General features: G+C 52.1%; 19 protein-coding genes, 1 pseudogene and 1 riboswitch. Of the genes and pseudogenes, 7 read left to right on the forward strand and 13 right to left on the reverse strand.

The genetic code is table 11. The features are described from left to right. Nucleotides 1-16: 16 nt before the first annotated feature. The 5 genes from HV352_RS01025 to HV352_RS01045 all read right to left on the reverse strand — a co-directional run bounded on the left by HV352_RS01025 (nucleotide 17) and on the right by HV352_RS01045 (nucleotide 5,119). Nucleotides 17-715: a DeoR/GlpR family DNA-binding transcription regulator gene (locus HV352_RS01025; protein ID WP_016157694.1), complete on the reverse strand. Its 699-nt coding sequence runs from the start codon at nucleotides 713-715 to the stop codon at nucleotides 17-19. A 39-nt stretch (nucleotides 716-754) separates the two neighbouring features. After that, complete coding sequence (locus HV352_RS01030; RefSeq protein ID WP_016157693.1) at nucleotides 755-1,183, reverse strand: PTS sugar transporter subunit IIA; 429 nt, start codon at nucleotides 1,181-1,183, stop codon at nucleotides 755-757. Then, on the reverse strand, nucleotides 1,180-2,628 hold the full coding sequence (locus tag HV352_RS01035; RefSeq protein ID WP_016157692.1) for a PTS mannitol transporter subunit IICB: 1,449 nt from the start codon (nucleotides 2,626-2,628) through the stop codon (nucleotides 1,180-1,182). The genes HV352_RS01030 and HV352_RS01035 overlap by 4 nt, the downstream gene beginning before the upstream one ends. Before the next feature lie 30 nt (nucleotides 2,629-2,658). Beyond that, nucleotides 2,659-3,468, reverse strand: coding sequence for a sorbitol-6-phosphate dehydrogenase subunit (locus HV352_RS01040; RefSeq protein WP_016157691.1), 810 nt, complete (start codon nucleotides 3,466-3,468; stop codon nucleotides 2,659-2,661). Between the two features lie 451 nt (nucleotides 3,469-3,919). Continuing rightward, nucleotides 3,920-5,119: an NAD(P)/FAD-dependent oxidoreductase gene (locus tag HV352_RS01045; RefSeq protein WP_019078102.1), complete on the reverse strand. Its 1,200-nt coding sequence runs from the start codon at nucleotides 5,117-5,119 to the stop codon at nucleotides 3,920-3,922. Nucleotides 5,120-5,351: 232 nt separating this feature from the next. Between HV352_RS01045 and HV352_RS01050 the strand changes: the two genes are divergently transcribed. Further along, nucleotides 5,352-5,855 (forward strand): Rrf2 family transcriptional regulator, encoded by a 504-nt coding sequence (locus HV352_RS01050; protein WP_016154877.1) that lies wholly within the window; start codon nucleotides 5,352-5,354, stop codon nucleotides 5,853-5,855. Nucleotides 5,856-6,055: 200 nt separating this feature from the next. Here HV352_RS01050 and dtpB read toward each other — a convergent pair whose 3' ends face one another. Both dtpB and uspA read right to left on the reverse strand, forming a co-directional pair. After that, a complete protein-coding gene (gene dtpB / locus HV352_RS01055; RefSeq protein WP_019078104.1) occupies nucleotides 6,056-7,528 on the reverse strand; it encodes a dipeptide/tripeptide permease DtpB in 1,473 nt (490 codons plus the stop codon). A gap of 281 nt (nucleotides 7,529-7,809) precedes the next feature. Beyond that, nucleotides 7,810-8,247, reverse strand: a complete 438-nt coding sequence (uspA, locus tag HV352_RS01060; protein ID WP_003023368.1) for a universal stress protein UspA — start codon at nucleotides 8,245-8,247, stop codon at nucleotides 7,810-7,812. 393 nt (nucleotides 8,248-8,640) lie between these two features. Between uspA and uspB the strand changes: the two genes are divergently transcribed. Continuing rightward, nucleotides 8,641-8,976, forward strand: a complete 336-nt coding sequence (gene uspB, locus HV352_RS01065; protein WP_003023371.1) for a universal stress protein UspB — start codon at nucleotides 8,641-8,643, stop codon at nucleotides 8,974-8,976. A gap of 64 nt (nucleotides 8,977-9,040) precedes the next feature. On the opposite strand, the gene pitA is transcribed toward uspB, so the two are convergent. Next, a complete protein-coding gene (pitA, locus tag HV352_RS01070) occupies nucleotides 9,041-10,540 on the reverse strand; it encodes an inorganic phosphate transporter PitA (RefSeq protein ID WP_016154875.1) in 1,500 nt (499 codons plus the stop codon). Between the two features lie 229 nt (nucleotides 10,541-10,769). On the opposite strand from pitA, the gene HV352_RS01075 reads away from it, so the two are divergent. Further along, the gene (locus tag HV352_RS01075) at nucleotides 10,770-11,963 is read left to right on the forward strand and encodes an NAD(P)/FAD-dependent oxidoreductase (RefSeq protein ID WP_046274493.1); all 1,194 of its coding nucleotides are present in this window, start codon (nucleotides 10,770-10,772) and stop codon (nucleotides 11,961-11,963) included. 38 nt (nucleotides 11,964-12,001) lie between these two features. On the opposite strand, the gene HV352_RS01080 is transcribed toward HV352_RS01075, so the two are convergent. Continuing rightward, nucleotides 12,002-13,015 (reverse strand): magnesium transporter, encoded by a 1,014-nt coding sequence (locus tag HV352_RS01080; RefSeq protein ID WP_046274494.1) that lies wholly within the window; start codon nucleotides 13,013-13,015, stop codon nucleotides 12,002-12,004. A 55-nt stretch (nucleotides 13,016-13,070) separates the two neighbouring features. Then, nucleotides 13,071-13,254, reverse strand: a riboswitch (M-box (ykoK) riboswitch). Nucleotides 13,255-13,665: 411 nt separating this feature from the next. Between HV352_RS01080 and HV352_RS01085 the strand changes: the two genes are divergently transcribed. Genes HV352_RS01085 through HV352_RS01095 form a run of 3 tightly spaced genes read left to right on the forward strand, consistent with a single transcriptional unit; the run spans nucleotide 13,666 to nucleotide 18,601 of the window. Continuing rightward, on the forward strand, nucleotides 13,666-14,733 hold the full coding sequence (locus HV352_RS01085; RefSeq protein ID WP_181635138.1) for an HlyD family efflux transporter periplasmic adaptor subunit: 1,068 nt from the start codon (nucleotides 13,666-13,668) through the stop codon (nucleotides 14,731-14,733). Continuing rightward, nucleotides 14,730-17,477, forward strand: coding sequence for a ribosome-associated ATPase/putative transporter RbbA (rbbA, locus tag HV352_RS01090; protein ID WP_181635139.1), 2,748 nt, complete (start codon nucleotides 14,730-14,732; stop codon nucleotides 17,475-17,477). Before HV352_RS01085 ends, rbbA begins: the two co-directional genes overlap by 4 nt. Then, nucleotides 17,477-18,601 carry an ABC transporter permease gene (locus HV352_RS01095; protein WP_181635140.1) on the forward strand — a complete coding sequence of 375 codons (1,125 nt, stop codon included), beginning with the start codon at nucleotides 17,477-17,479 and terminating at the stop codon, nucleotides 18,599-18,601. The genes rbbA and HV352_RS01095 overlap by 1 nt, the downstream gene beginning before the upstream one ends. A gap of 79 nt (nucleotides 18,602-18,680) precedes the next feature. On the opposite strand, the gene nikR is transcribed toward HV352_RS01095, so the two are convergent. The 3 genes and pseudogenes from nikR to HV352_RS01105 form a co-directional block, all read right to left on the reverse strand. Beyond that, nucleotides 18,681-19,082, reverse strand: coding sequence for a nickel-responsive transcriptional regulator NikR (gene nikR, locus HV352_RS01100; RefSeq protein ID WP_005121550.1), 402 nt, complete (start codon nucleotides 19,080-19,082; stop codon nucleotides 18,681-18,683). 14 nt (nucleotides 19,083-19,096) lie between these two features. Further along, a pseudogene (nikE, locus tag HV352_RS23625) lies at nucleotides 19,097-19,177 on the reverse strand (nickel import ATP-binding protein NikE); the annotation flags it as partial. After that, a complete protein-coding gene (locus tag HV352_RS01105) occupies nucleotides 19,174-20,034 on the reverse strand; it encodes a LysR family transcriptional regulator (RefSeq protein WP_149382046.1) in 861 nt (286 codons plus the stop codon). The pseudogene nikE and the gene HV352_RS01105, both read right to left, overlap by 4 nt. 99 nt (nucleotides 20,035-20,133) lie before the next feature. Here HV352_RS01105 and HV352_RS01110 point away from each other — a divergent pair, with 99 nt between their 5' ends. After that, nucleotides 20,134-20,640, forward strand: a complete 507-nt coding sequence (locus HV352_RS01110; protein WP_019078109.1) for a phenolic acid decarboxylase — start codon at nucleotides 20,134-20,136, stop codon at nucleotides 20,638-20,640. Here HV352_RS01110 and acpT read toward each other — a convergent pair. Further along, on the reverse strand, nucleotides 20,632-21,222 hold the full coding sequence (gene acpT / locus HV352_RS01115) for a 4'-phosphopantetheinyl transferase AcpT (RefSeq protein ID WP_181635141.1): 591 nt from the start codon (nucleotides 21,220-21,222) through the stop codon (nucleotides 20,632-20,634). The genes HV352_RS01110 and acpT overlap by 9 nt on opposite strands.

Here is a 21,222-nt window from a genome sequence, read left to right on the forward strand (position 1 = left end):
ATAACTCCTCATATTATTAGATATCCTTGCTCGTGAATATATGATTTATATCCTTGAGTGAGGACACCACGAAATTAGATCTGGTCTCAAGTTTTTCTTCGGTTACAAGAATGGCAACTTCATTAGAGACTTCAGCCATTTTTTGTTTGGTATAACACTCATCCAGATCGGGAATAGTTACACCGACTTCACTGTCAACATGCGCAACACCCATAAAGTATATATCCGGGCGAATAGCATTTAATTCGCGAATAGTTTCAGCACCAATTAAAACCAAAGAGTTTTTATAAAGCCTGCCCCCTAATCCTATAACCTCTACATTCTTGTAATCACTTAATAAATGCAGAATAGGGATGTTATTAGAAACAACAGTGCATTTTAAATCTTTGGGTATTAGCTTTATGAGTTCGTAGTTAGTTGTTCCTCCGTCAATTAAAATGACGCTATTTTCTTTAATTAAATGTACGGCTTTCTTTGCCAGCTTTACTTTCTCATTGGTGTTCAGATCCTGCCGGACATTAAACTCAGTGATGGCAGGCCCGACGCGTATTGCGCCACTATGAACACGATGAATTACTCCTTGATTCGCAAGCTCATTTAAGTCGCGTCTTATGGTGTCCTCAGAAACCTTAAGACGCTCACTTAATTTACTGACAACAATCTTTTTCTCTTTCTCAAGTATTTGAAGAATAATATCTTGTCTTGCCGCTTTCATCGTAATGACTCATTTTATTCAGAGAATAATGAGTATATCTTAGATGTTTAGCACTTGTAAAATATATTCTATAGAGTTAGCGGTTCGTAATGCCTGAACATTCTTTTCTTCAATGCAAATTAAGGCGATTTTATTTAACAAGTCCATATGTTCGCCTTCTTTACCCGCGATACCTATGGTTATATAGGCAGTATTTCCATCACCAAAGTCTATACCGTCAGGAAACTGTACTAAAGAAATGCCTGACTTAATGATTTCGCAATCTGAACCATCCGTACCATGTGGTATTGCTAAACCATTGCCTAAATAAGTTGAAACAATCTCCTCTCTGAGTTTCATTCTCTGAACGTATTTATCTGTCACATAGCCATTCATTTTCAGAATATTTCCAGTAAGGGTTATAGCTTCAAATTTATCGTTGGCATGTGCATTAAGAATAATGTTCTCGGGGATAAAGATGTCACTCATGCTGGCACCTCTTCATGGTTTTCATGATTATGCGATTTTATAAACGCAACTGTTTCGTCATAATCACTCAACTTAATAAAGTTATTAACGGTCATAAACACAGTATCGGTGTTTTCACAGCTTAATTTTGCGCGCTCAAGGAGCCCAGATAAAGTAATTACCATATCGTAGTCTCTACCCACTCGGTTTGCTGAATCGTTAATAACCTTAATATAGCCGAGCCCTTCTTCTTGTAGTCGTTTACGTAGAACAGAAGCGCCCATTGCGCTAGAACCCATCCCGGAATCACATGCGACCAATATACGTTGCACCTTTTTTACGCTGGTATTGGATAAGCCTGGGACAAAATCAGCCACAGATTTAACCTGACGCCCGCCGACAGTCACTGGGCTTTCATCATCATCTTCTGAACCGGGGCTGATTTTAAGTATTAACCAGCCCAGCGCGCATGACACGATAAATCCTGCGCTGATGGACACCAGATTGGCAACGATGGCGCTTTTCGGCGTCATCATGGCGATAGCGATTAAACTGCCTGGAGATGCAACGCCGATCAACCCGCCTTCCATGATGACTTGTAAGAATAAGGAGACGGCAAGTCCTCCCATTGTGGCGAATACCAGTAATGGATTTGCCAGCACAAACGGAAAATAGACTTCACCGATCCCCGCTATACCTGCAATAAACATCGCCATCGGTGCTGTTTTCTTCGCGCGTCCACGTCCAAACAGGGCTATCGCCATTAATGTTCCGAGCAGTGGGCCATTATTGGTATCTACCAGGAACATGATTGATTTACCCAGTTCGGGAACCTGGGCGAAACCAATTGGTGCGAGAATGCCGTGGTTAACCACATTATTCAGGAACAGAACCTGAGCGGGCGCCATAAACACTGACAGTAAAGGGAGTAAATTATTGCTGGTACACCAGTTTACCCCTGACGTGATAATGACAATCAGCAGGCGGATAACCGGCCCAACGGTCATATAGGCGAAAATAGCGCAGATCAGGCCAATAATTCCGAGACTGAAATTATTGACGAACATTTCAAATCCCGGCTTAATTTTGTCCTGCACTTTTTGGTCAAATTTCTTCAACAGCCAGGAAGAGAGTGGCCCCATGACCATCGCCCCACTGATCATCGTGATTTCTGACCCGACGATAACGCCCATTGTCGCGAATGCAGCAATGACCCCTCCACGTTGACCGTGGATGTTATATCCTGCGGTATAGCCAATCAGTAATGGAAAAAGGTAATTTAGGATTGGGCCAACCATTTCACCTAATTTTTCATTAGGGAACCAGCCATTAGGGATAAAGATGGCGGCCATTAAACCCCATCCCACAAACGCTCCCAGATTCGGCATAACCATGCCGCTCATAACTCCACCAAACTTTCTAATTTTTGCTAACGCAGGGCTATTGGCAATTCGACTGTTCCCCATGGTCGGCTCCATTCTTATATTGATGAGTGATTAATGATGCGATTTACCGCCGGTAATATTGATTACGGACCCGGTGATATAAGAAGAATGATCGGAAACCAGGAAAGAGATCAGGTCGGCAATCTCTTCAAGTTTCCCCGGACGACCAAGAGGAATAATGCCTTTATAGTCTTTATGAACATGATTTGGATCGGTTCCTCGTGTGTAAGCCAGCGCCCGGAAATTGGCTTCGCTGTTCATTGGCGTTGGTACATTGATGGCTGGCTCAACGCTAACAACGCGCACATTGTGGGGGCCCAACTCTTTCGCCCATGAAAATGTGAAGGCGTTAACGGCGGCTTTCGTTGCGGAATAGCAGCTCTGCCCGCGTGAACCCTGAACACCTGCTTCGGAAGTCATATTGATAATGACGCCTGATTCTTGTTCGACCATCTGGCGCCCAATGGACTGCGATACCAGAAAAACAGCTTTCTGGTTAACATTGACCATAAAGTCGAAATCATCTTCGCTCAGTTCATATTCTGGTTTTTCTTTAAATACATCGACTAACAGGCGTGGACGGCTGACACCAGCATTGTTGACTAAACCGTCTATATGACCAAACCTCTTTACCACTGAGGCCGTGAGCTGCTCAACTTCTGTTTTTTTGGTCACATCGCATTTGATGAAGATGATGTCGTCGAACTGGCTGAAGTTTTTATTGGGTGATAAATCGGCATAAACCACGGTTGCACCGTTGGCGTAGAGATTCTCAACCATTTTTTCACCCAGGCCCATACTGCCACCCGTCACGACCACGACTTTACCGGAAAGATCCAACCACTTTGTTGCTTGATCCATTTACGTTCTCCCACTTTTCACGATTGACTGACAGCAGCTGCCTGGGTATTTGACATTCGATGCCCGCAGCATATTGTTTACATGTTGATGCGGTTTTTTGCGTGTTTATAATCTATGCGCAGAAAAACGCATTGCCTACGAAGATCGTTGATTTTTGCGATGCTAATCACAGGATACATTTTAAATTCTTTTAATTCAGTTGGTTGCTTATATTTCTTGTGTTTTGCGTAAAGGATCGCATTTCTGGCGTGTACGATTGTTAATCGATTCATTAATGCGTTTATTTGCACGTTTGCTTTTTTAATGCGTCTTTATGCGTGATTAAAATTGAGGGGAATAATTGATAAAGAACCATGTATATAAATGATGGGGCATTGCTGGGGAGGTTGTATGGCACTGGCGACTTCCTGACAGAGTGATTGTCCGTCAGGAAGACTATGTTTACTGGAGGTTAGACAAACGGTGCGTATGGGTCAGCCATCTCAAATGCGACGGCTCTTTCTGCTTTCGGCGGATAAATCAGTTCACTGACAATCGAGACTTTCAGTTTCTTCGCTTCTGCGCGAGTGAGTTTGACCTGCTGATCCCATCCTTCGGTATACACCGCGCCCCACGCGCCGAGATCCAGACAGGTGACGTACATCTCCTGACGGTACGGTGAAGGTTCTACACCCAGCAGGCTTGCAGCGGCGTTATTACCGGCAAATTTACCCAACAAAATAGCGTGCTGGCAGGTCATTAACGCATGGTTGCCTTTGTCATCGGTGGCGGCGTAGGCCACATCGCCAGTGGCGTAGATATCATCATGACCCACGACCTGCAGATTGGCATTCACATGCAGGCGGCCCTGTCGATCGCGCGGGGCGTTAATCTGTGCTGTCAGGCTATTGGCCTGCACGCCGACGGTCCAGATAACTGTTTGAGAGGCAATAACCTGCCCATCTTTCAGCGTTACGCCCCCGGCATCCACGCTTTCTACTTCTGCATTTACCAACCATTCGATGCCCAGTTCAGCGGAGGCTTCGATTATCACGTCGCGTAATTCCTGGCTCCAGCGCCCGGCAGGCTGAGCACCGCGTTCAACTACGACCACTCTGGTCTTAGCATCGGCACCCAGAATCTCACGCAGACGACCAGGTAATTCCAGCGCCATCTCAATCCCGGTAAAGCCGCCGCCACAGACCACCACCGTATTGCGAGCCTCACTTTCCGGCTGTAATGCCAGGTCTGTAATGTGCTGCTCCAGTGCGGTGGCGCTCTCGAGCTGGTCGAGGTCAAACGCATGCTCGGCTGCACCGACAACGGCGTCGCGGTTAACGTGACTCCCGCTGGCGAGTACCAGGCGGTCGTAGCGGCGCAGATGAATTTCTCCGTTGGCATCTTTCCAGCTCACCTCTTTAGAGTCCGGGATGATCTGCTCGACGTGACCTTGCAGGAAGTTGACGCCGGTAACGTCAAACAAGGGTTGCAGCGGGGCGACCAGGGTTTGTACGGCGCGTTCATAAAAGCGTGGGCGGACACGCAGCTCTGGCTGTGGTGCAATTACTGTAATATCAATGGCCTGCTGATGTTTATCCGCCAGTCGTGCGGCGCTTAATGCTGCCCACATACCGGCAAAGCCGGCGCCCACGATCAGAATTCGTTTACGCATTGGGGGGTTCTCTCTGGTGACTACGAATAATTTACTCGGATTTTATTTGTCGTAGTTAAGAATTGCAATGCGATCAGGATCCTTTTTGTCCTGATGTCGTAGGGTGTTTGATTATCTATTTGATAAATATATGATTAAAGTTTTTATATAAATATGGGTTGTGCTGCTGTCTGGAATGAATGAGACGAAAAAGCTACAATTAACTCAGATTCATTTTGGCTGAGATAAGAGAATGGCATTTTACAGTTCCGGGGTTGAGTACGGCATTCATAGCCTGATGTGTATGGTCGACAGCAAGGGCGACGCGCGGGATATGAGCGTGCGGGAAATTGCCGAGCTGCAAAGCGTGCCGTACGACTACCTGGCGAAAATTTTCACCCGTTTGTCGAAAGCGGGCCTGGTGCGCAGCATTGAGGGAAAGGGCGGCGGTTTCCAGTTGGCTAAACCTGCTGAACACATTACGGTGCTGGACGTGGTGAATGCCATTGATGGCGATAAGCGCATCTTTGAGTGTCGTGAGATTCGCCAACGGCTGGCGGTATTTGAGGAGCATCCGCCGGAGTGGGCCTGTGAAGGCATTTGTGGTGTGCGCTCGGTAATGGATATGGCTCAGCAGCGAATGGAAGAAGCGCTCGGTCAGCATACGATTCTGGATTTGGCACGCAAAATGTACCGTAAAGCGCCGGACACTTTTGTGGTCGAAGTTCAGGAGTGGATTAACGCGCGCAAAGGGTAGCGATTGAAAATGCCCGGTGCTTATCCTCGGTGAGAAGCGTTTTCCACTGGCGTGATAAAACTGAAGTCTTAATCAACGCAATATCGTTCATGGTCATGTCCATGCATGATGACCTGTTTGTATAAACTACGCTCTTACAATGCAGGACTTAAAAGGCAAAAAAAACCGCGATGTGACTCGCGGTTAATGATAAAAAAAGCTTATTTACTGCTATCTGGCGTATTAATCATTCGGTTCAGCCAGGGCACCATAATCGCCATCACCACCGTGACAGCCAGGGTGACCAGGCCTATCTTACTGAAGACGTTGGTGTAGATCGGCAGCGTTTGCAGCGGGTCGGTGATGTTCTCCGGTACGGCAGTAAACGTGGCGACATACCCGCCCATCAGGAAGGCGGCGGCTTGCGTCAGGAACCACATCCCGAGAATAAAGCCCATCAGGTGCTGCGGCACGAGAGCGGCGACCATCGCCAATCCCAGGGCACTAATCAGCAGTTCACCCAGGCTCTGGAACAGATATACCAGCACGATAAACCACGGCGACGTCAGCCCCTGCGCATCCGCAAACCACATCCCGGCAGCGGCTGCCGTCAGGAAGCCCAACGAGCACAGGAACATACCGAGCGTAAATTTCATCGGCATAGTCAGGTCTTTGCCTTTGTTTCCCAGACGGGTATAGATCGCGGCCAGTACCGGACTTGCCAGCACCACCCAGAACGGGTTCAGCGCCTGGAAGCTCACTGGGTTAATGGCGAAACCGAGAATTTCATGGTGCACGTTATTGATAGCAAAGAAGTTCAGCGATGTCGGCATCTGCGCGTACAGCACGTAGAACACAACCGCTTCCAGCATCAGGATGAAGGCCACGAACATCTTGTTGCGCCCGGTTTTATCCAGTTTGAATGCCTGACGGAAGAAGATGATAGTCACGGCAATCGACAAGACGATCAGCACCAGGTTGGCAATCTGCACGTTGTGCATCAGCCAGGCGCAGATAAATACCATCACTACCGTACCGGCCAGCACGTACAGTAGGTTACGGAAATTCAGCGGTTTATGGTCTGGCTCAGAACCGATATTTTTTACCATCCCACGGCAGGCAAAGTAGACCAGCAGCGCGACGATAAGCCCGGCCCCGCACAGGTTGTAGGTCACCGCGTAGCCAAACTTATCGGCAATCACCGGCGCCAGCGACAGCGACAGCAACGAACCGATGTTAATCGACATATAAAACAGGGTGAAAGCACCGTCCAGACGGGCGTCTTTTGGTGGATAGCATTTTGACAACAGGCTTGCCGGGTTGGCTTTAAACAGCCCGTTACCGACGGCAATGGTACCCAAAGCAATAAAGATCAGATCGGGCTTGAGCAGCGACATCCCGGTCATGAAGTAGCCGATTGCCAGCACAATGGCACCGAGAACCAGCGTGCGCTTGGTGCCTAACAGGTGGTCGCCGACGTAGCCGCCGATCGAGATCAGGCCGTAGACCAGCGCAGCAAAGGCACCAAAGGTGACAAATGCCTGTTCCTGTGAAAATCCTAGCTGCTTAACAAAGAATACCGCCAGGATGCCCTGAACGCCGTAATAGCCAAATCGTTCCCATAATTCCACAAAGAAGATCATGAAGAACGGACGAGGTTGCTGCAGCAAGCCCGTAGGTGCAGTTTTATTCATATTCCATCGCCTTTCAAAGCCATCCCGAAAAGTATGAACGCGTATGCTTAAACGCGCCGAAAAAGTCTTATTTTGTTATAGACTGCGGCTATTGGCCGCGAGAGTAGAGTATTATAGAGATGGTTTTCGATCCAATTAGTTGATCACACTAATTATGATTTGTTTGTTGGATTGATGTACTAATTGTGTCCGAATAATAAAAACAAAAACGCCCGCACAGGCGGGCGTTTACAGGCTTAACTACTTGCAGCAGGCCGGGCTATATCCCGGCGGCAAGTATTTTATGCTTCTTCGTCGTCACGCAGCGGAACAATCAACATGTCGACGTGGACGGTGTTGATCAGTTGGCGCGCGGAGGACATCAGTTTGCTCCAGAAATCCTGGTGGTGACCACAAACGACCAGATCCATGTCGTATTTTTTGATGGCATCAACCAGAACCTGACCCAGGTCGCCGCTACCGCTCAGGGTTTCGGTGATAGGGTAGCCTGCGTTGGTGGACAGCTCGGTTAACGCGTGGTGGGTTTCTTCAGAAATGCGTTTCTGCATGTCGCCCAGATTCACGTCGATAAGGCCGGTGTACAGGTCGGAATAGTTTACGTCAACGTGGATAAGGGAAACTTTAGCATTGTAAGGCCGCGCCATAGAGACCGCTTTTTCAACCAGAACTTTGCTTTCCGGAGAAAGATCAACCGCGATAAGAATGTGTTTATAAGCCATAGTGTTACTCCTTCCATAAGTTGTCGATGACTAGCCTGCTGGCGTTTCTCTGCCGCCGCGTCATCCGCGTCCTGCGAACCTTGTGCGCGGGGCTAGCCCAGTCGTAAAAACGTACCATATAAGGACTATCCTTACATTATAGCGACCAGAATAATCCGTCAATCCGCCTTGCTTGCCAAGCAGTTAAACAAATTTTTTAGTTAATTGCATTGATAGCGATTAACCTTCTGGCAAAAAAATTAACTAATCTCCTACACTATCTAGAGGGGCGTTCGAATGCGTGATACTAATACGAACGGTTTCTTCAGTACTCTTCACTGAATGGTTTGGCAGGGTATCGGGGAGCGGTAGTCCCGGAAAGGAGTTCCGTGGGCGGGTCGCCGGGGAGGGGGTATGATAAGCACCATTGCATTGTTCTGGGCTTTATGTGTCGTTTGCATTGTTAATATGGCGCGCTATTTTTCTTCGCTACGCGCACTGCTAGTAGTACTTCGTGGTTGCGATCCATTGCTTTACCAGTATGTAGATGGAGGGGGCTTTTTTACCTCGCATGGGCAACCGAACAAGCAGATGCGTCTGGTGTGGTATATCTACGCTCAGCGTTACCGCGATCATCATGATGATGAATTTATTCGCCGCTGTGAGCGGGTTCGCGGTCAGTTCATTCTCACCAGCGCGCTATGCGGCCTGGTGCTAATCAGCATGGTTGCGCTGATTATCTGGCACTGATTCCAACGACAGATACAAAAAAAGCGGGCCAGTTTCCTGACCCGCTTTTTTACCGCGCATTCGCTTAGATAAGCTTCAGGGAGAGCCAGTACAGCCCGCCGGAAAGAAGAATTGCTGCTGGCAGGGTGAAGACCCAAGCCATCAGAATGCTGGTCACCGTTTTACGCTGCAAACCGCCGCCATCAACAACCATCGTTCCCGCAACGGAAGAGGAGAGAACGTGTGTGGTGGAAACGGGCATACCGGTGTAGCTGGCAAGACCGATAGAGACTGCGGCGGTCATCTGCGCCGACATCCCCTGGGCATAGGTCATGCCTTTCTTACCGATTTTCTCACCGATAGTGGTTGCCACGCGACGCCAGCCAATCATCGTACCAATACCCAGCGCCAGTGCGACGGCCATAATGATCCAGATAGGCGCGTACTCAATGGTGCTCAGCATGTCAGATTTCAGTTTCTTCAGCAGACGCTGATCGTCAGCGCTTACGCCAGGCAGCTTAACCACTTTATCGGTGGTATCAGAGATGCACAGCATAATACGGCGCAACTGACCACGCTGTTCGACGCTTAACTTGTCGTAGGTTTCCAGATTCGCCAGCATACCTTTCGCACGTTCCAGCGCGTTGATGGTATTCGCCGGGTGGCAATGGAACTCGGTCGGCGTCGCTGGTGCCGCGTCCGTCGGGGACGGAATCAGCTGGTCTACGCCTGTGGCCTGTTTAAGCAGGTCAGGGCGCTGCTGGAAGAAGACTTCGACGTTATTGATTGCATCGCGGGTACGGGTAATTTCGTAACCGGAAGCATTCATATTCACCACGAAACCTGCTGGCGCTACGCCAATCAGCACTAGCATCACCAGACCAATGCCTTTCTGACCATCGTTCGCGCCGTGAGAGAACGCCACGCCGATAGCGGAGAGGATCAGTGCAATACGCGTCCAGAACGGCGGCTTTTTCTTTCCATCTTTCTTTTCACGTTCTGCCGGCGTCAGGTGGATACGGGCACGTTTTTTCGTACCGCTCCAGTAGCGACGCAGAATGAAAATAAGACCACCTGCAACCACCAGACCGACAATGGGTGAGATGATAAGCGAGGCAAAAATACCGATAACTTTCGGGATGTTAAGTGCATCCACAACCGAGGTGCCGTTCATCAGCGCATTGGTTAAACCAATACCGATAATGGCGCCAATCAGCGTGTGGGAGCTGGATGCAGGCAGACCAAAGTACCAGGTACCCAGGTTCCAGATAATTGCCGCCAGCAACATGGAGAACACCATGGCGAGGCCATGTGACGATCCCATATTAAGCAGCAGATCCGTTGGTAACATATGCACGATGGCATACGCCACGCTGAGACCACCCAGCAAAACACCAAAGAAGTTGAACACCGCAGCCATGACCACCGCCAATTGCGAACGCATTGCACGGGTATAGATCACAGTTGCGACAGCATTGGCTGTATCATGGAAGCCATTAATTGCTTCGTAGAACAGCACGAAAGCCAGAGCAAGCAATAGTAAAAGCCCGGTATGTAAATCCAGGCCAGCAAACAAATGTAGCATAGGACGTTACGCCATTTTGAGGACATGAACGCGGCGCATTATCAGTGACTTTGGCGGCGCGGGCAAAGTGAAATATAGAGTTTTTTTGATTTGTCTCCTGCTTTGTTTTACACCACTAAAGAATTATCCTATATATTTCAGATAAATACCCTTTATCGGTAGTTTGGTGCTGGTGCGACCACTGAGGAATCTTTACAATTCACTCCCGCTTTTTAGAGAGGATCGCAACGTGGAAAGGTTTGATACCGTTATTATAGGCGCTGGCGCAGCGGGTATGTTTTGTGCCGCGCAGGCAGGACAGGCAGGTAGTCGCGTACTGCTGATTGATAATGGTAAAAAGCCCGGGCGCAAGATTCTCATGTCTGGCGGGGGCCGCTGCAACTTTACCAACCTTTATGTCGAGCCGGCTGCGTATTTGAGTCAAAACCCGCATTTTTGCAAATCGGCGCTGGCGCGTTATACACAGTGGGATTTTATCGATCTGGTGGGTAAGCACGGTATTGCCTGGCATGAAAAAACGCTAGGCCAGCTTTTCTGCGATGATTCCGCCCAGCAAATTGTCGATATGCTGGTGGATGAGTGTGAAAAAGGTAACGTAACTATGCGGTTACGTAGCGAAATCCTGAGCGTTGAGCGAGATGGTGACGATTTTATCCTGGAATTGAATGGGATGAGTGTCGGCACGAAAAAGCTGGTTATCGCCTCCGGTGGTCTCTCTATGCCGGGTCTGGGCGCGACGCCGTTTGGTTATAAAATTGCGGAACAGTTCGGCCTGAACGTTTTGCCTACGCGCGCAGGGCTGGTGCCTTTCACCTTACATAAGCCGCTACTGGAGCAGCTTCAGGTGCTCTCTGGCGTATCCGTTTCTTCCGTTATCACCGCCGAGGACGGCACCGTATTTCGTGAAAATCTGCTCTTTACGCACCGCGGGCTTTCTGGCCCGGCCGTGCTGCAAATTTCCAGTTTTTGGCAGCCAGGTGAATTTGTCAGCATTAATTTGTTGCCGGATGTTGACCTCGCGAGCTTCCTCGATGATCAACGTAGCGCACACCCTAATCAAAGCTTAAAGAACACCCTGGCAATGCAGTTGCCAAAGCGTCTGGTGGAATGCTTACAGCAGTTAGGGCAAATCCCGGATGTCTCGCTGAAGCAGCTTAATGTGCGCGATCAGCAAACGCTGGTTGAGACGCTGACCGAATGGCGGGTGCAGCCGAACGGTACGGAAGGGTATCGTACCGCTGAAGTCACGTTGGGCGGCGTCGATACCAACGAGCTGTCATCGCGCACGATGGAAGCGCGCAAAGTGCCGGGACTCTACTTTATCGGCGAAGTCATGGACGTCACCGGCTGGCTGGGCGGCTATAACTTCCAGTGGGCGTGGTCGAGCGCCTGGGCATGCGCGCAGGATTTGACACCTGCCTGACCGTGGTGCCCGACAACCTGGGCTGCCGGGCGTTATCATTAGTTCAGACCAAGAAAATACTGGGCGATTTTAAAGTAGATAATCAACCCGGTACCGTCGATAAGCGTGGCGATAAACGGGGCGGAAACCACGGCGGGATCAATGCCGATACGCTTGAGCACCATGGGGATCACTGATGACACCACGGCGCTCCACAACGTAATGCAAACCAGCGTCAGGCTAACGATTAGCGTGATTTCCACTCCGATACCCATCATCCACGCGCGCAAGCAGCCTGCCAGACCCAGCGTCAGGGCGATCAGCAGCGAAGTTGAAACTTCTTTGCGGATCACCCGACCCATATCGCGCAGCCGTACTTCTCCCAGCGCCATTGAACGTACCAGCGTTGAGGTGATCTGCGTACCGCTGTTGCCGCCAGTACCAATTAATAGTGGAATAAAAAAGGCCAGTGCAATAGCAGATTCCAGCGCCTCTTCAAAATGTTGAAGAACGCTGCTGGTATAGGCCTCTGCGACAAAAAGTAGCAGGAGCCAGACAGAACGTTTTTTCCACAATGTCCACGGGCTAATCTCCAGGTAGGGTTTTTCCAGCGGCAACGTTGCCCCCTGAAGCTGAACATCTTCGGTAACATCATCTTCCTGTAGATGAGCGATCTCTTTTTCCATCAGACAACCGACCAGCTCACCTTTCTCAACGACAGCCACCAGATCGAGTTCGCGTTCGGCTAACTCGGCAACGACCTGTGCCCGTTCATCATCAGGCTTTACATGAAACAAACAACTGTCCGTAAGATGGTTGATGCTCAACGATGTATCTTTTTCCTGCAATAAGCGCTTGATGGATAACACCCCGCGCAGCGCTTTTCCAGCTACAACAAAGACCTGGCCTGGAATATCATCCGTTGTGAGCTGGGAGACAAAGTATTCGCGAGCGCCGTTCACGCTGAGATGATCCGGCAGGGTAATAAAATCGGTGCGCATATATTGCGCGATAGCATCGCCATTGAAATCCGGCATAGGATGATGGGCGGCGCAGAGTGGCATAGATGACATGGTGTAATTCCCTATAAAAATCTCTCATAGGGGCGAACAAGACAGGGTTAGCGCAGGCGGATCCCTACGTCCTGGTTTTAGCACTGAACAACGTATCTGCCCGATGGTGAAATCGTCAGAAGTTACCTTGGCAACACCTTGATTCGATGGATGCCTGTATTTCCCTGAGTGGCCTCTCTCGATACCAGCAGGGCGGTAACTTGTATTTGTACAGGAGCCTCGCCATAACGAGATCGGTAAATGAGCCACTATTATAGCGATGTCTAATTATTGATTATGTTTATAGTTGTGAATGTTTATCAATCGTTGATATACGAAATATTCCCTATGCCAGAGCGCGATAGGGCTGAAGTGGAAACTACAACCGAATAGACATATTGAATCCAGGTGTTAGTATTCAATAGACAGCAGTTATGAGTATGCGTGTTTCATTTCCGGCCAGGAACGCTGATGATGACAACATTACTACCCGATTTCACAGCATTTTCGTCATTCACTTCCTGCGCGGCGCAGGTTGCCTTAACGCCTGTCCGCTCTCTGGCCATGGTTTCTTATTCCTTCTCATCCCGGATGGAATCTCCCGCTGAATAGCTATTCAGTGGGCTTTGTGACACGCATCGTTTGATAACAGGGATTACGGCGGGTCGAATATGGATAAGTTTAAGCGTCATGTGATGTGGTGGGGGGCGGGCACCCTGGTCGTGGTGGCTGCGATAGCATGGTGGATGCTCCGTCCTGCCGGAATACCGGAGGGGTTCGCAGCCAGCAACGGCAGAATTGAAGCCACCGAAGTGGATATTGCTACCAAGATTGCCGGGCGAATTGACACGATCCTTGTGTCGGAAGGGCAGTTCGTTCGTCAGGGCGAGGTGTTGGCGAAAATGGATACTCGCGTGCTGCAGGAGCAGCGGCTGGAAGCGATCGCGCAAATCAAAGAGGCCGAAAGCGCGGTGGCGGCGGCGCGAGCGCTGCTGGAACAGCGGCAAAGTGAAATGCGCGCCGCGCAGTCGGTAGTAAAACAGCGCGAGGCGGAGCTGCAGTCGGTTTCTAAACGCCACGTGCGTTCCCGTTCGCTATCCCAGCGTGGGGCCGTGTCTGAGCAACAACTGGATGACGATCGGGCCGCGGCAGAAAGCGCACGCGCCGCGCTGGAATCCGCAAAGGCGCAGGTCTCAGCGGCAAAAGCCGCAATTGAAGCCGCTCGCACCAGCATCATTCAGGCGCAAACCCGTGTAGAAGCTGCGCAGGCCACCGAACGTCGTATTGCGGCTGATATTGATGACAGCGAGCTGAAAGCCCCGCGCGATGGTCGCGTGCAGTACCGCGTTGCTGAGCCGGGTGAGGTGCTTTCTGCGGGTGGGCGCGTCCTGAATATGGTCGATCTCAGCGATGTCTACATGACGTTCTTCTTGCCTACCGAACAGGCTGGCTTACTGAAGATTGGCGGCGAAGCGCGCCTGGTGCTGGATGCCGCAACGGATCTGCGTGTTCCGGCGACCATCAGCTTTGTGGCAAGCGTCGCGCAGTTCACACCGAAAACGGTCGAAACCAGCGATGAGCGGCTGAAGCTGATGTTCCGCGTTAAAGCGCGTATCCCGCCAGAGCTGTTGCAGCAGCATCTCGAGTACGTGAAAACCGGTCTGCCGGGCATGGCGTGGGTGCGTATCGATGAAAATCGAGCCTGGCCTGACGACCTGATGGTGAGGTTGCCGCAATGACGCATCTGGCGCTGGTTCCCGTTCCTCCCGTGGCGCACCTTGACGGCGTGAGTCAGCATTACGGGAAAACGGTAGCGCTGAACAATATCACGCTGGATATCCCCGCCCGCTGTATGGTGGGGCTGATTGGCCCGGATGGCGTCGGAAAATCAAGCCTGCTGTCGCTCATCTCCGGCGCGCGAGTCATTGAACACGGTAACGTGATGGTGCTGGGCGGCGATATGCGCGACCCGAAACATCGCCGGGATGTCTGCCCGCGCATTGCCTGGATGCCGCAGGGGTTGGGGAAAAACCTGTACCACACGCTGTCGGTGTATGAGAACGTCGATTTCTTTGCCCGGCTGTTTGGCCATGACAAAGCGGAGCGCGAAGCGCGGATTACCGAGCTGCTGAACAGCACCGGACTGGCGCCGTTTCGCGATCGTCCGGCCGGGAAACTCTCGGGTGGGATGAAGCAAAAGCTGGGGCTGTGCTGCGCGTTAATCCATGACCCGGAACTGTTAATTCTCGATGAACCTACCACCGGGGTCGACCCGCTGTCCCGCGCCCAGTTTTGGGATCTGATTAACAGCATTCGCCAGCGGCAGACCAACATGAGCGTGCTGGTTGCGACCGCCTACATGGAAGAAGCCGAGCGCTTTGACTGGCTGGTGGCGATGAACGCCGGGGAGGTGCTGGCCACCGGGAGCGCGCAGCAGCTACGCGAAAAAACCAACTCCGACACGCTGGAGCAGGCGTTTATCGCGCTGTTACCCGAAGCCCAGCGTCAGGCGCATAAGCCAGTGGTGATCCCGCCGTATCACGCTGAGCAGGAAGAGATTGCCATCGAGGCGAAAGATCTGACCATGCGCTTCGGCAAGTTCGTGGCCGTTGACCACGTTAACTTTCGTATTCCGCGCGGGGAAATCTTCGGTTTTCTCGGCTCCAACGGCTGCGGTAAATCCACCACCATGAAAATGCTCACCGGGCTGCTACCCGCAAGTGAAGGTGAGGCGTGGCTGTTTGGGCAAGCGGTTGACCCGAAGAATATCGATACCCGTCGCCGGGTAGGCTATATGTCGCAGGCGTTTTCGCTCTACAGCGAGCTGACCGTACGGCAAAACCTCGAGCTACACGCGCGGTTGTTCCATATCCCCGAAGCAGAAATCCCGGGGCGGGTACAAGAAATGAGTGAGCGCTTTTCGCTGACCGATGTCGAAGACGCGTTGCCTGGCGCGCTGCCGTTGGGGATCCGTCAACGCCTGTCGCTGGCGGTGGCGGTGATCCATCGCCCGGAGATGCTCATTCTCGATGAACCAACCTCCGGGGTCGATCCGGTGGCGAGAGACATGTTCTGGCAACTGATGGTCAATCTGTCGCGTCAGGATAAAGTGACCATTTTTATCTCCACCCATTTTATGAACGAAGCGGAGCGCTGCGACCGTATGTCGCTGATGCACGCCGGAAAAGTCCTGGCCAGCGGTACGCCGCAGGAGCTGGTGAAACAGCGTGGTGCCGCCAGTCTGGAAGAAGCGTTTATCTCCTGGTTACAGGAAGCGGCAGGTCCGGCGCCGGAGGCTCAGTTACCGCCAGCCAATGTCCCGGCAGTGCATGAAAACAGTCAGCCGCCGCACCAGGGATTTAGCCTGCGGCGCTTGTTCAGCTACAGCCGCCGCGAAGCGCTGGAGCTGCGACGTGATCCGGTACGTTCAACGCTGGCGCTGATGGGCACGGTGATCCTGATGTTGATCATGGGCTACGGCATCAGCATGGATGTGGAAAACCTGCGTTTTTCGGTGCTCGATCGTGACCAGACAGTCAGCAGCCAGGCGTGGACGCTGAATCTGGCGGGATCGCGCTATTTTATCGAGCAGCCGCCGCTCACCAGTTATGACGAGCTGGACAAACGGATGCGCTCGGGCGAAGTCGCGGTAGCCATAGAGATCCCGCCTAATTTTGGCCGCGATATCGCGCGTGGAACGCCGGTGAAGATTGGCGTCTGGGTCGATGGCGCAATGCCGAGCCGTGCGGAAACGGTCAGAGGTTACGTGCAGGCGATGCACCAGACCTGGCTGCAGGATGTGATGGCGCGTCAGCCAAATAGCAGCGGGCAAAACGGACTGATGACCATTGAAACTCGCTATCGTTACAACCCGGATGTGAAAAGCCTGCCAGCGATTGTTCCGGCGGTGATCCCGCTGCTGTTGATGATGATCCCCTCCATGCTCAGCGCTCTGAGCGTGGTGCGTGAGAAAGAGCTGGGGTCGATTATCAACCTGTACGTGACGCCCACTACCCGCAGCGAGTTTTTACTCGGCAAACAGTTGCCTTACATCGTGCTGGGCATGCTGAACTTCCTGCTGCTGTGCGCGCTGTCGGTGTTTGTATTCGGCGTCCCGCATAAGGGGAGTTTTGTGACCCTGACGCTGGCCGCGCTGCTGTACGTCACCATTGCCACCGGGCTGGGATTGTTAATTTCCACGTTTATGAAAAGTCAGATCGCCGCCATTTTTGGTACGGCGATTATTACGCTGATCCCGGCGACGCAGTTTTCCGGGATGATCGACCCGGTCGCCTCGCTGGAAGGGCCGGGACGGTGGATTGGCGAAATTTACCCGACCAGCCATTTTCTGACCATCGCGCGCGGGACGTTCTCTAAAGCGCTGGATCTGACCGATCTCTGGCCGCTGTTTATTCCACTGGCGGTAGCCATTCCAGTGGTCATTGGTCTGAGCGTATTGCTGCTGAAAAAACAGGAGGGGTGATGCGCCGATTACGGAATATTTATAACCTCGGCATCAAAGAGTTACGCAGCCTGCTGGGTGACAAAGCGATGCTGACGCTGATCGTCTTCGCCTTCACGGTCTCGGTTTACTCTTCCGCGACCGTTCTGCCAGGGTCGCTGCACCTGGCGCCGATTGCCATTGCCGATATGGACCAGTCGCAGTTGTCGAATCGCATTGTGAACAGTTTTTATCGTCCGTGGTTTTTACCACCGGAGATGATTACCGCCGATGAGATGGATGCCGGGCTGGATGCCGGGCGCTATACCTTCGCCGTGAACATTCCGCCTGATTTTCAGCGCGATGTACTGGCCGGGCGGCAGCCGGATATTCAGGTTAACGTCGATGCCACGCGGATGAGCCAGGCCTTTACCGGCAACAGCTATATCCAGAATATCATCAGTGGCGAGGTGAACAGCTTTGTGTCGCGTTACCGCGATAACAGCGAGCTGCCGGTGGCGCTGGAAATGCGTATGCGCTTTAACCCTAATCTGGAACCCGCCCGCTTTGGCGCAGTGATGGCGATTATCAACAACATCACCATGCTGGCGATTGTGCTTACCGGGTCGGCGCTGATTCGCGAGCGTGAACATGGGACCATTGAGCACCTGCTGGTGATGCCGGTGACGCCGTTTGAAATCATGATGGCAAAAATCTGGTCGATGGGGCTGGTGGTGCAGGTGGTTTCCGGTCTGTCGTTGATGCTGATGGTAAAAGGTGTGCTTGGCGTACCGATTGAAGGCTCGATACCGCTGTTTATGCTGGGAGTGGCGCTGAGCCTGTTCGCCACCACGTCAATCGGCATTTTTATGGGCACGCTGGCGCGCTCCATGCCACAACTGGGGTTGCTGATGATTCTGGTACTGCTGCCGTTACAGATGCTCTCCGGCGGCTCTACACCGCGTGAAAGCATGCCGCAGGCGGTGCAGGACATTATGCTGACGATGCCGACTACCCATTTTGTTAGCCTTGCGCAGGCGATTCTTTACCGCGGCGCAGGATTTAATATTGTCTGGCCGCAGTTCCTGACGCTGCTGGCGATTGGCAGTACGTTCTTCGTGATAGCGCTGCTGCGTTTCAGAAAGACGATTGGCACGATGGCGTAAATATTATTGCCGGAAGGCGGCTGCGCCTTACCCGGCCTACAAACGGGAACGAATGTAGGCCGGGCAACAAAACAAGCAATTACTCTTCTTTCGGCAGGCACTGCAGATGACCGTGGCGCACGCCGCGCTGGGAAATCACGTCATCGGCAAAATGCTGCACATCGCCCATGTCACCTTTTAGCACAGCGATTTCCAGACAGTCGTCATGGTTGATGTGCACGTGCAGCGTGGCGACTGATAAATCGTGGTGGTGATGTTGGGTGGAAACAATACGGCTCGCCAGGTCACGCTTCTCATGCTCATAAACATACGAGAGCACTGCGAATCCCTGAGTGCCGTGCTCCTGGGTGGTTTCCTGCGCCAGTGCGCCGCGCAGAATATCGCGGATCGCTTCGGAACGGTTGTTATAGCCACGGCGCTGGCTCAGGCTGTCGAGCGTTTCCAGTAAATCGTCATCGAGGGTAATGGTGACTCGTTGCATCTGCAATTAACCTTTCATGTGGCGCGTGGGCGCACAGGGAGTAAGGGGAATAGCGTATTTTGTAACACACGTCCGGCATCCGGGGAAAAGGTTAATGTTCTCGCAATAAACGCAGCAGGGTTGTTACCTGTTCATCCAGCGGCGCGAGCGTGTCTTTGACGATCAGATGCAGCGGGGTGGCACGGCGAGCGCCATGGCTTAACGGCAGCAGTCGTAATAGCCCCTGCTCAAGCTGCTGCTGAATTCGCTCCTCAGGCAACCAGCCATAACCGACCTGATGCATCACCGCCTCAATCGCGGCATCAATGGTCGAGAAGGTCCAGGCATCGCGCACCGCTTGCTGCGGGTTGTCGCGATCGGCAATGCGAATCAGCGGCCACGCGCGTAACGCGTCTTCATCCAGCGGCGCATCCAGCATGCAGAGCGGGTGATCGCGGTGGGCAACGGCCACGAAGTCAATATTCATCAGCCATTCGCCGCGGCCGGTGATATCCTGGCGTCGGGTCAGGACCATCACGTCCGCATCGGCATGCGCCGCCAGTCGATCGTCAGCATTCTCCAGTACTTCGGTCAAACGTACCTGCGTCTGCGGCCACGCCTGCTGAAACTGCTTGAGGATCGCGAACAGGCGTTTGCGTGGGAAGATGCTATCTACCATGAAATCCAGCCGCGTTCGCGTGCCGTTTTGCAACGTTGCTGCCCGGGTTTCTACCCATAAAAAGGCCTTCAGTAACGGTTTGACCTGGCCCAACAGTAGCTCTCCCGCAGGGGTTAATACCGCCCTGCGACCTTCCGGCGTCAGCAGCGTCACGCCAAGCCGCTCCTGCAGTAGCGCCAGATTGTAGCTCACCGAAGACTGGCTACGGTTGGTCTCTTCCGCAGCTTTAGCAAAGCTGCCCAGCTCCACCACTTTCTCCAGTAAGGCCCATTGCTCCAGCGTTGTCTTGTGCATAACTCATCTAAAAATTGAATGAATATGATGTAAACATAGCGTTATTCATCCAATTTTTGAAGCGGTAAGATCCTCGCATCAAGTAAGAGGAGAACGAATATGAGCACTTTTGATAAACATGATTTGAGCGGCTTTGTCGGCAAACATCTGGTCTATACCTACGATAATGGCTGGAATTACGAGATCTACGTGAAAAACGACACCACTCTGGATTACCGTATTCACAGCGGCATTGTGGGGAATCGTTGGGTGAAGGATCAGCGGGCGTACATTGTGCGGGTTGGCGAGAGTGTTTATAAAATTTCATGGACCGAACCGACCGGGACCGACGTCAGCCTGATCGTAAATCTGGGCGACAAACTCTTTCACGGCACCATCTTTTTCCCACGCTGGGTGATTAACAATCCGCAAAAAACGGTCTGTTTCCAGAATGACCATATTCCGCTGATGATGTCATATCGCGATGCGGGTCCGGCATATCCAACTGAGGTGATTGACGAGTTTGCGACCATCACCTTCGTGCGTGACTGTGGGGCGAATAATGACAGCGTTATTGCCTGTGCGGCCAATGAATTGCCGGAAAACTTCCCGGAAAATTTACGCTAAGTCTTCCAGACGCTGCACGGCGTCGGCGGTCAGGGTAAACGGCGTGGGGGTACACACCGCCAGGCTCAGGGTATCGAGCTGGCACTGGCTGACTGAGAGTGAGGAGGTTAGCGCGGTGCTGTCGACGCTGACAATTTGCCAGGCGCTGCCGCCACGCTGTTTCACGATAGCTTCTTTACGCGTCCAGATGCGCCAGAACGCCGCCAGCTGTTGCTCCGGGCGTTCGGCCTCAACTTCGGCATGTTCCCTGAGACTGAACACCGTATTTGCCAGTGTCTGCCAGTTATCGCGCGGGCGAACGACTTCAATATCACAGCCGACTTCCCCTTCGTCGCTGAGCAGCAGGGCAATATCATCACCGCTGTGGCTGAGATTGAACCACAGCGGTGTGTCGGCGGAAAAGGCCGGTTTTCCTTGCTCGCTGTAGACGATGTCCGGTAATGGCGAAAGAGTATGGGAAAGCAGCACGCGACCTGCCAGCCAGCGCGCACGACGAGCGCCTTGCGGGGCCTGCTCACGCAGTGCGGCAGGCAGTGTGCCAGCGCTTAAAACAGAAACTTTCCCAAGAACGATCCGGTACAT

It is taken from the genome of Citrobacter sp. RHBSTW-01044 (assembly GCF_013781945.1).
In the GTDB taxonomy this organism is placed as follows: Bacteria; Pseudomonadota; Gammaproteobacteria; order Enterobacterales; family Enterobacteriaceae; genus Citrobacter; species Citrobacter braakii.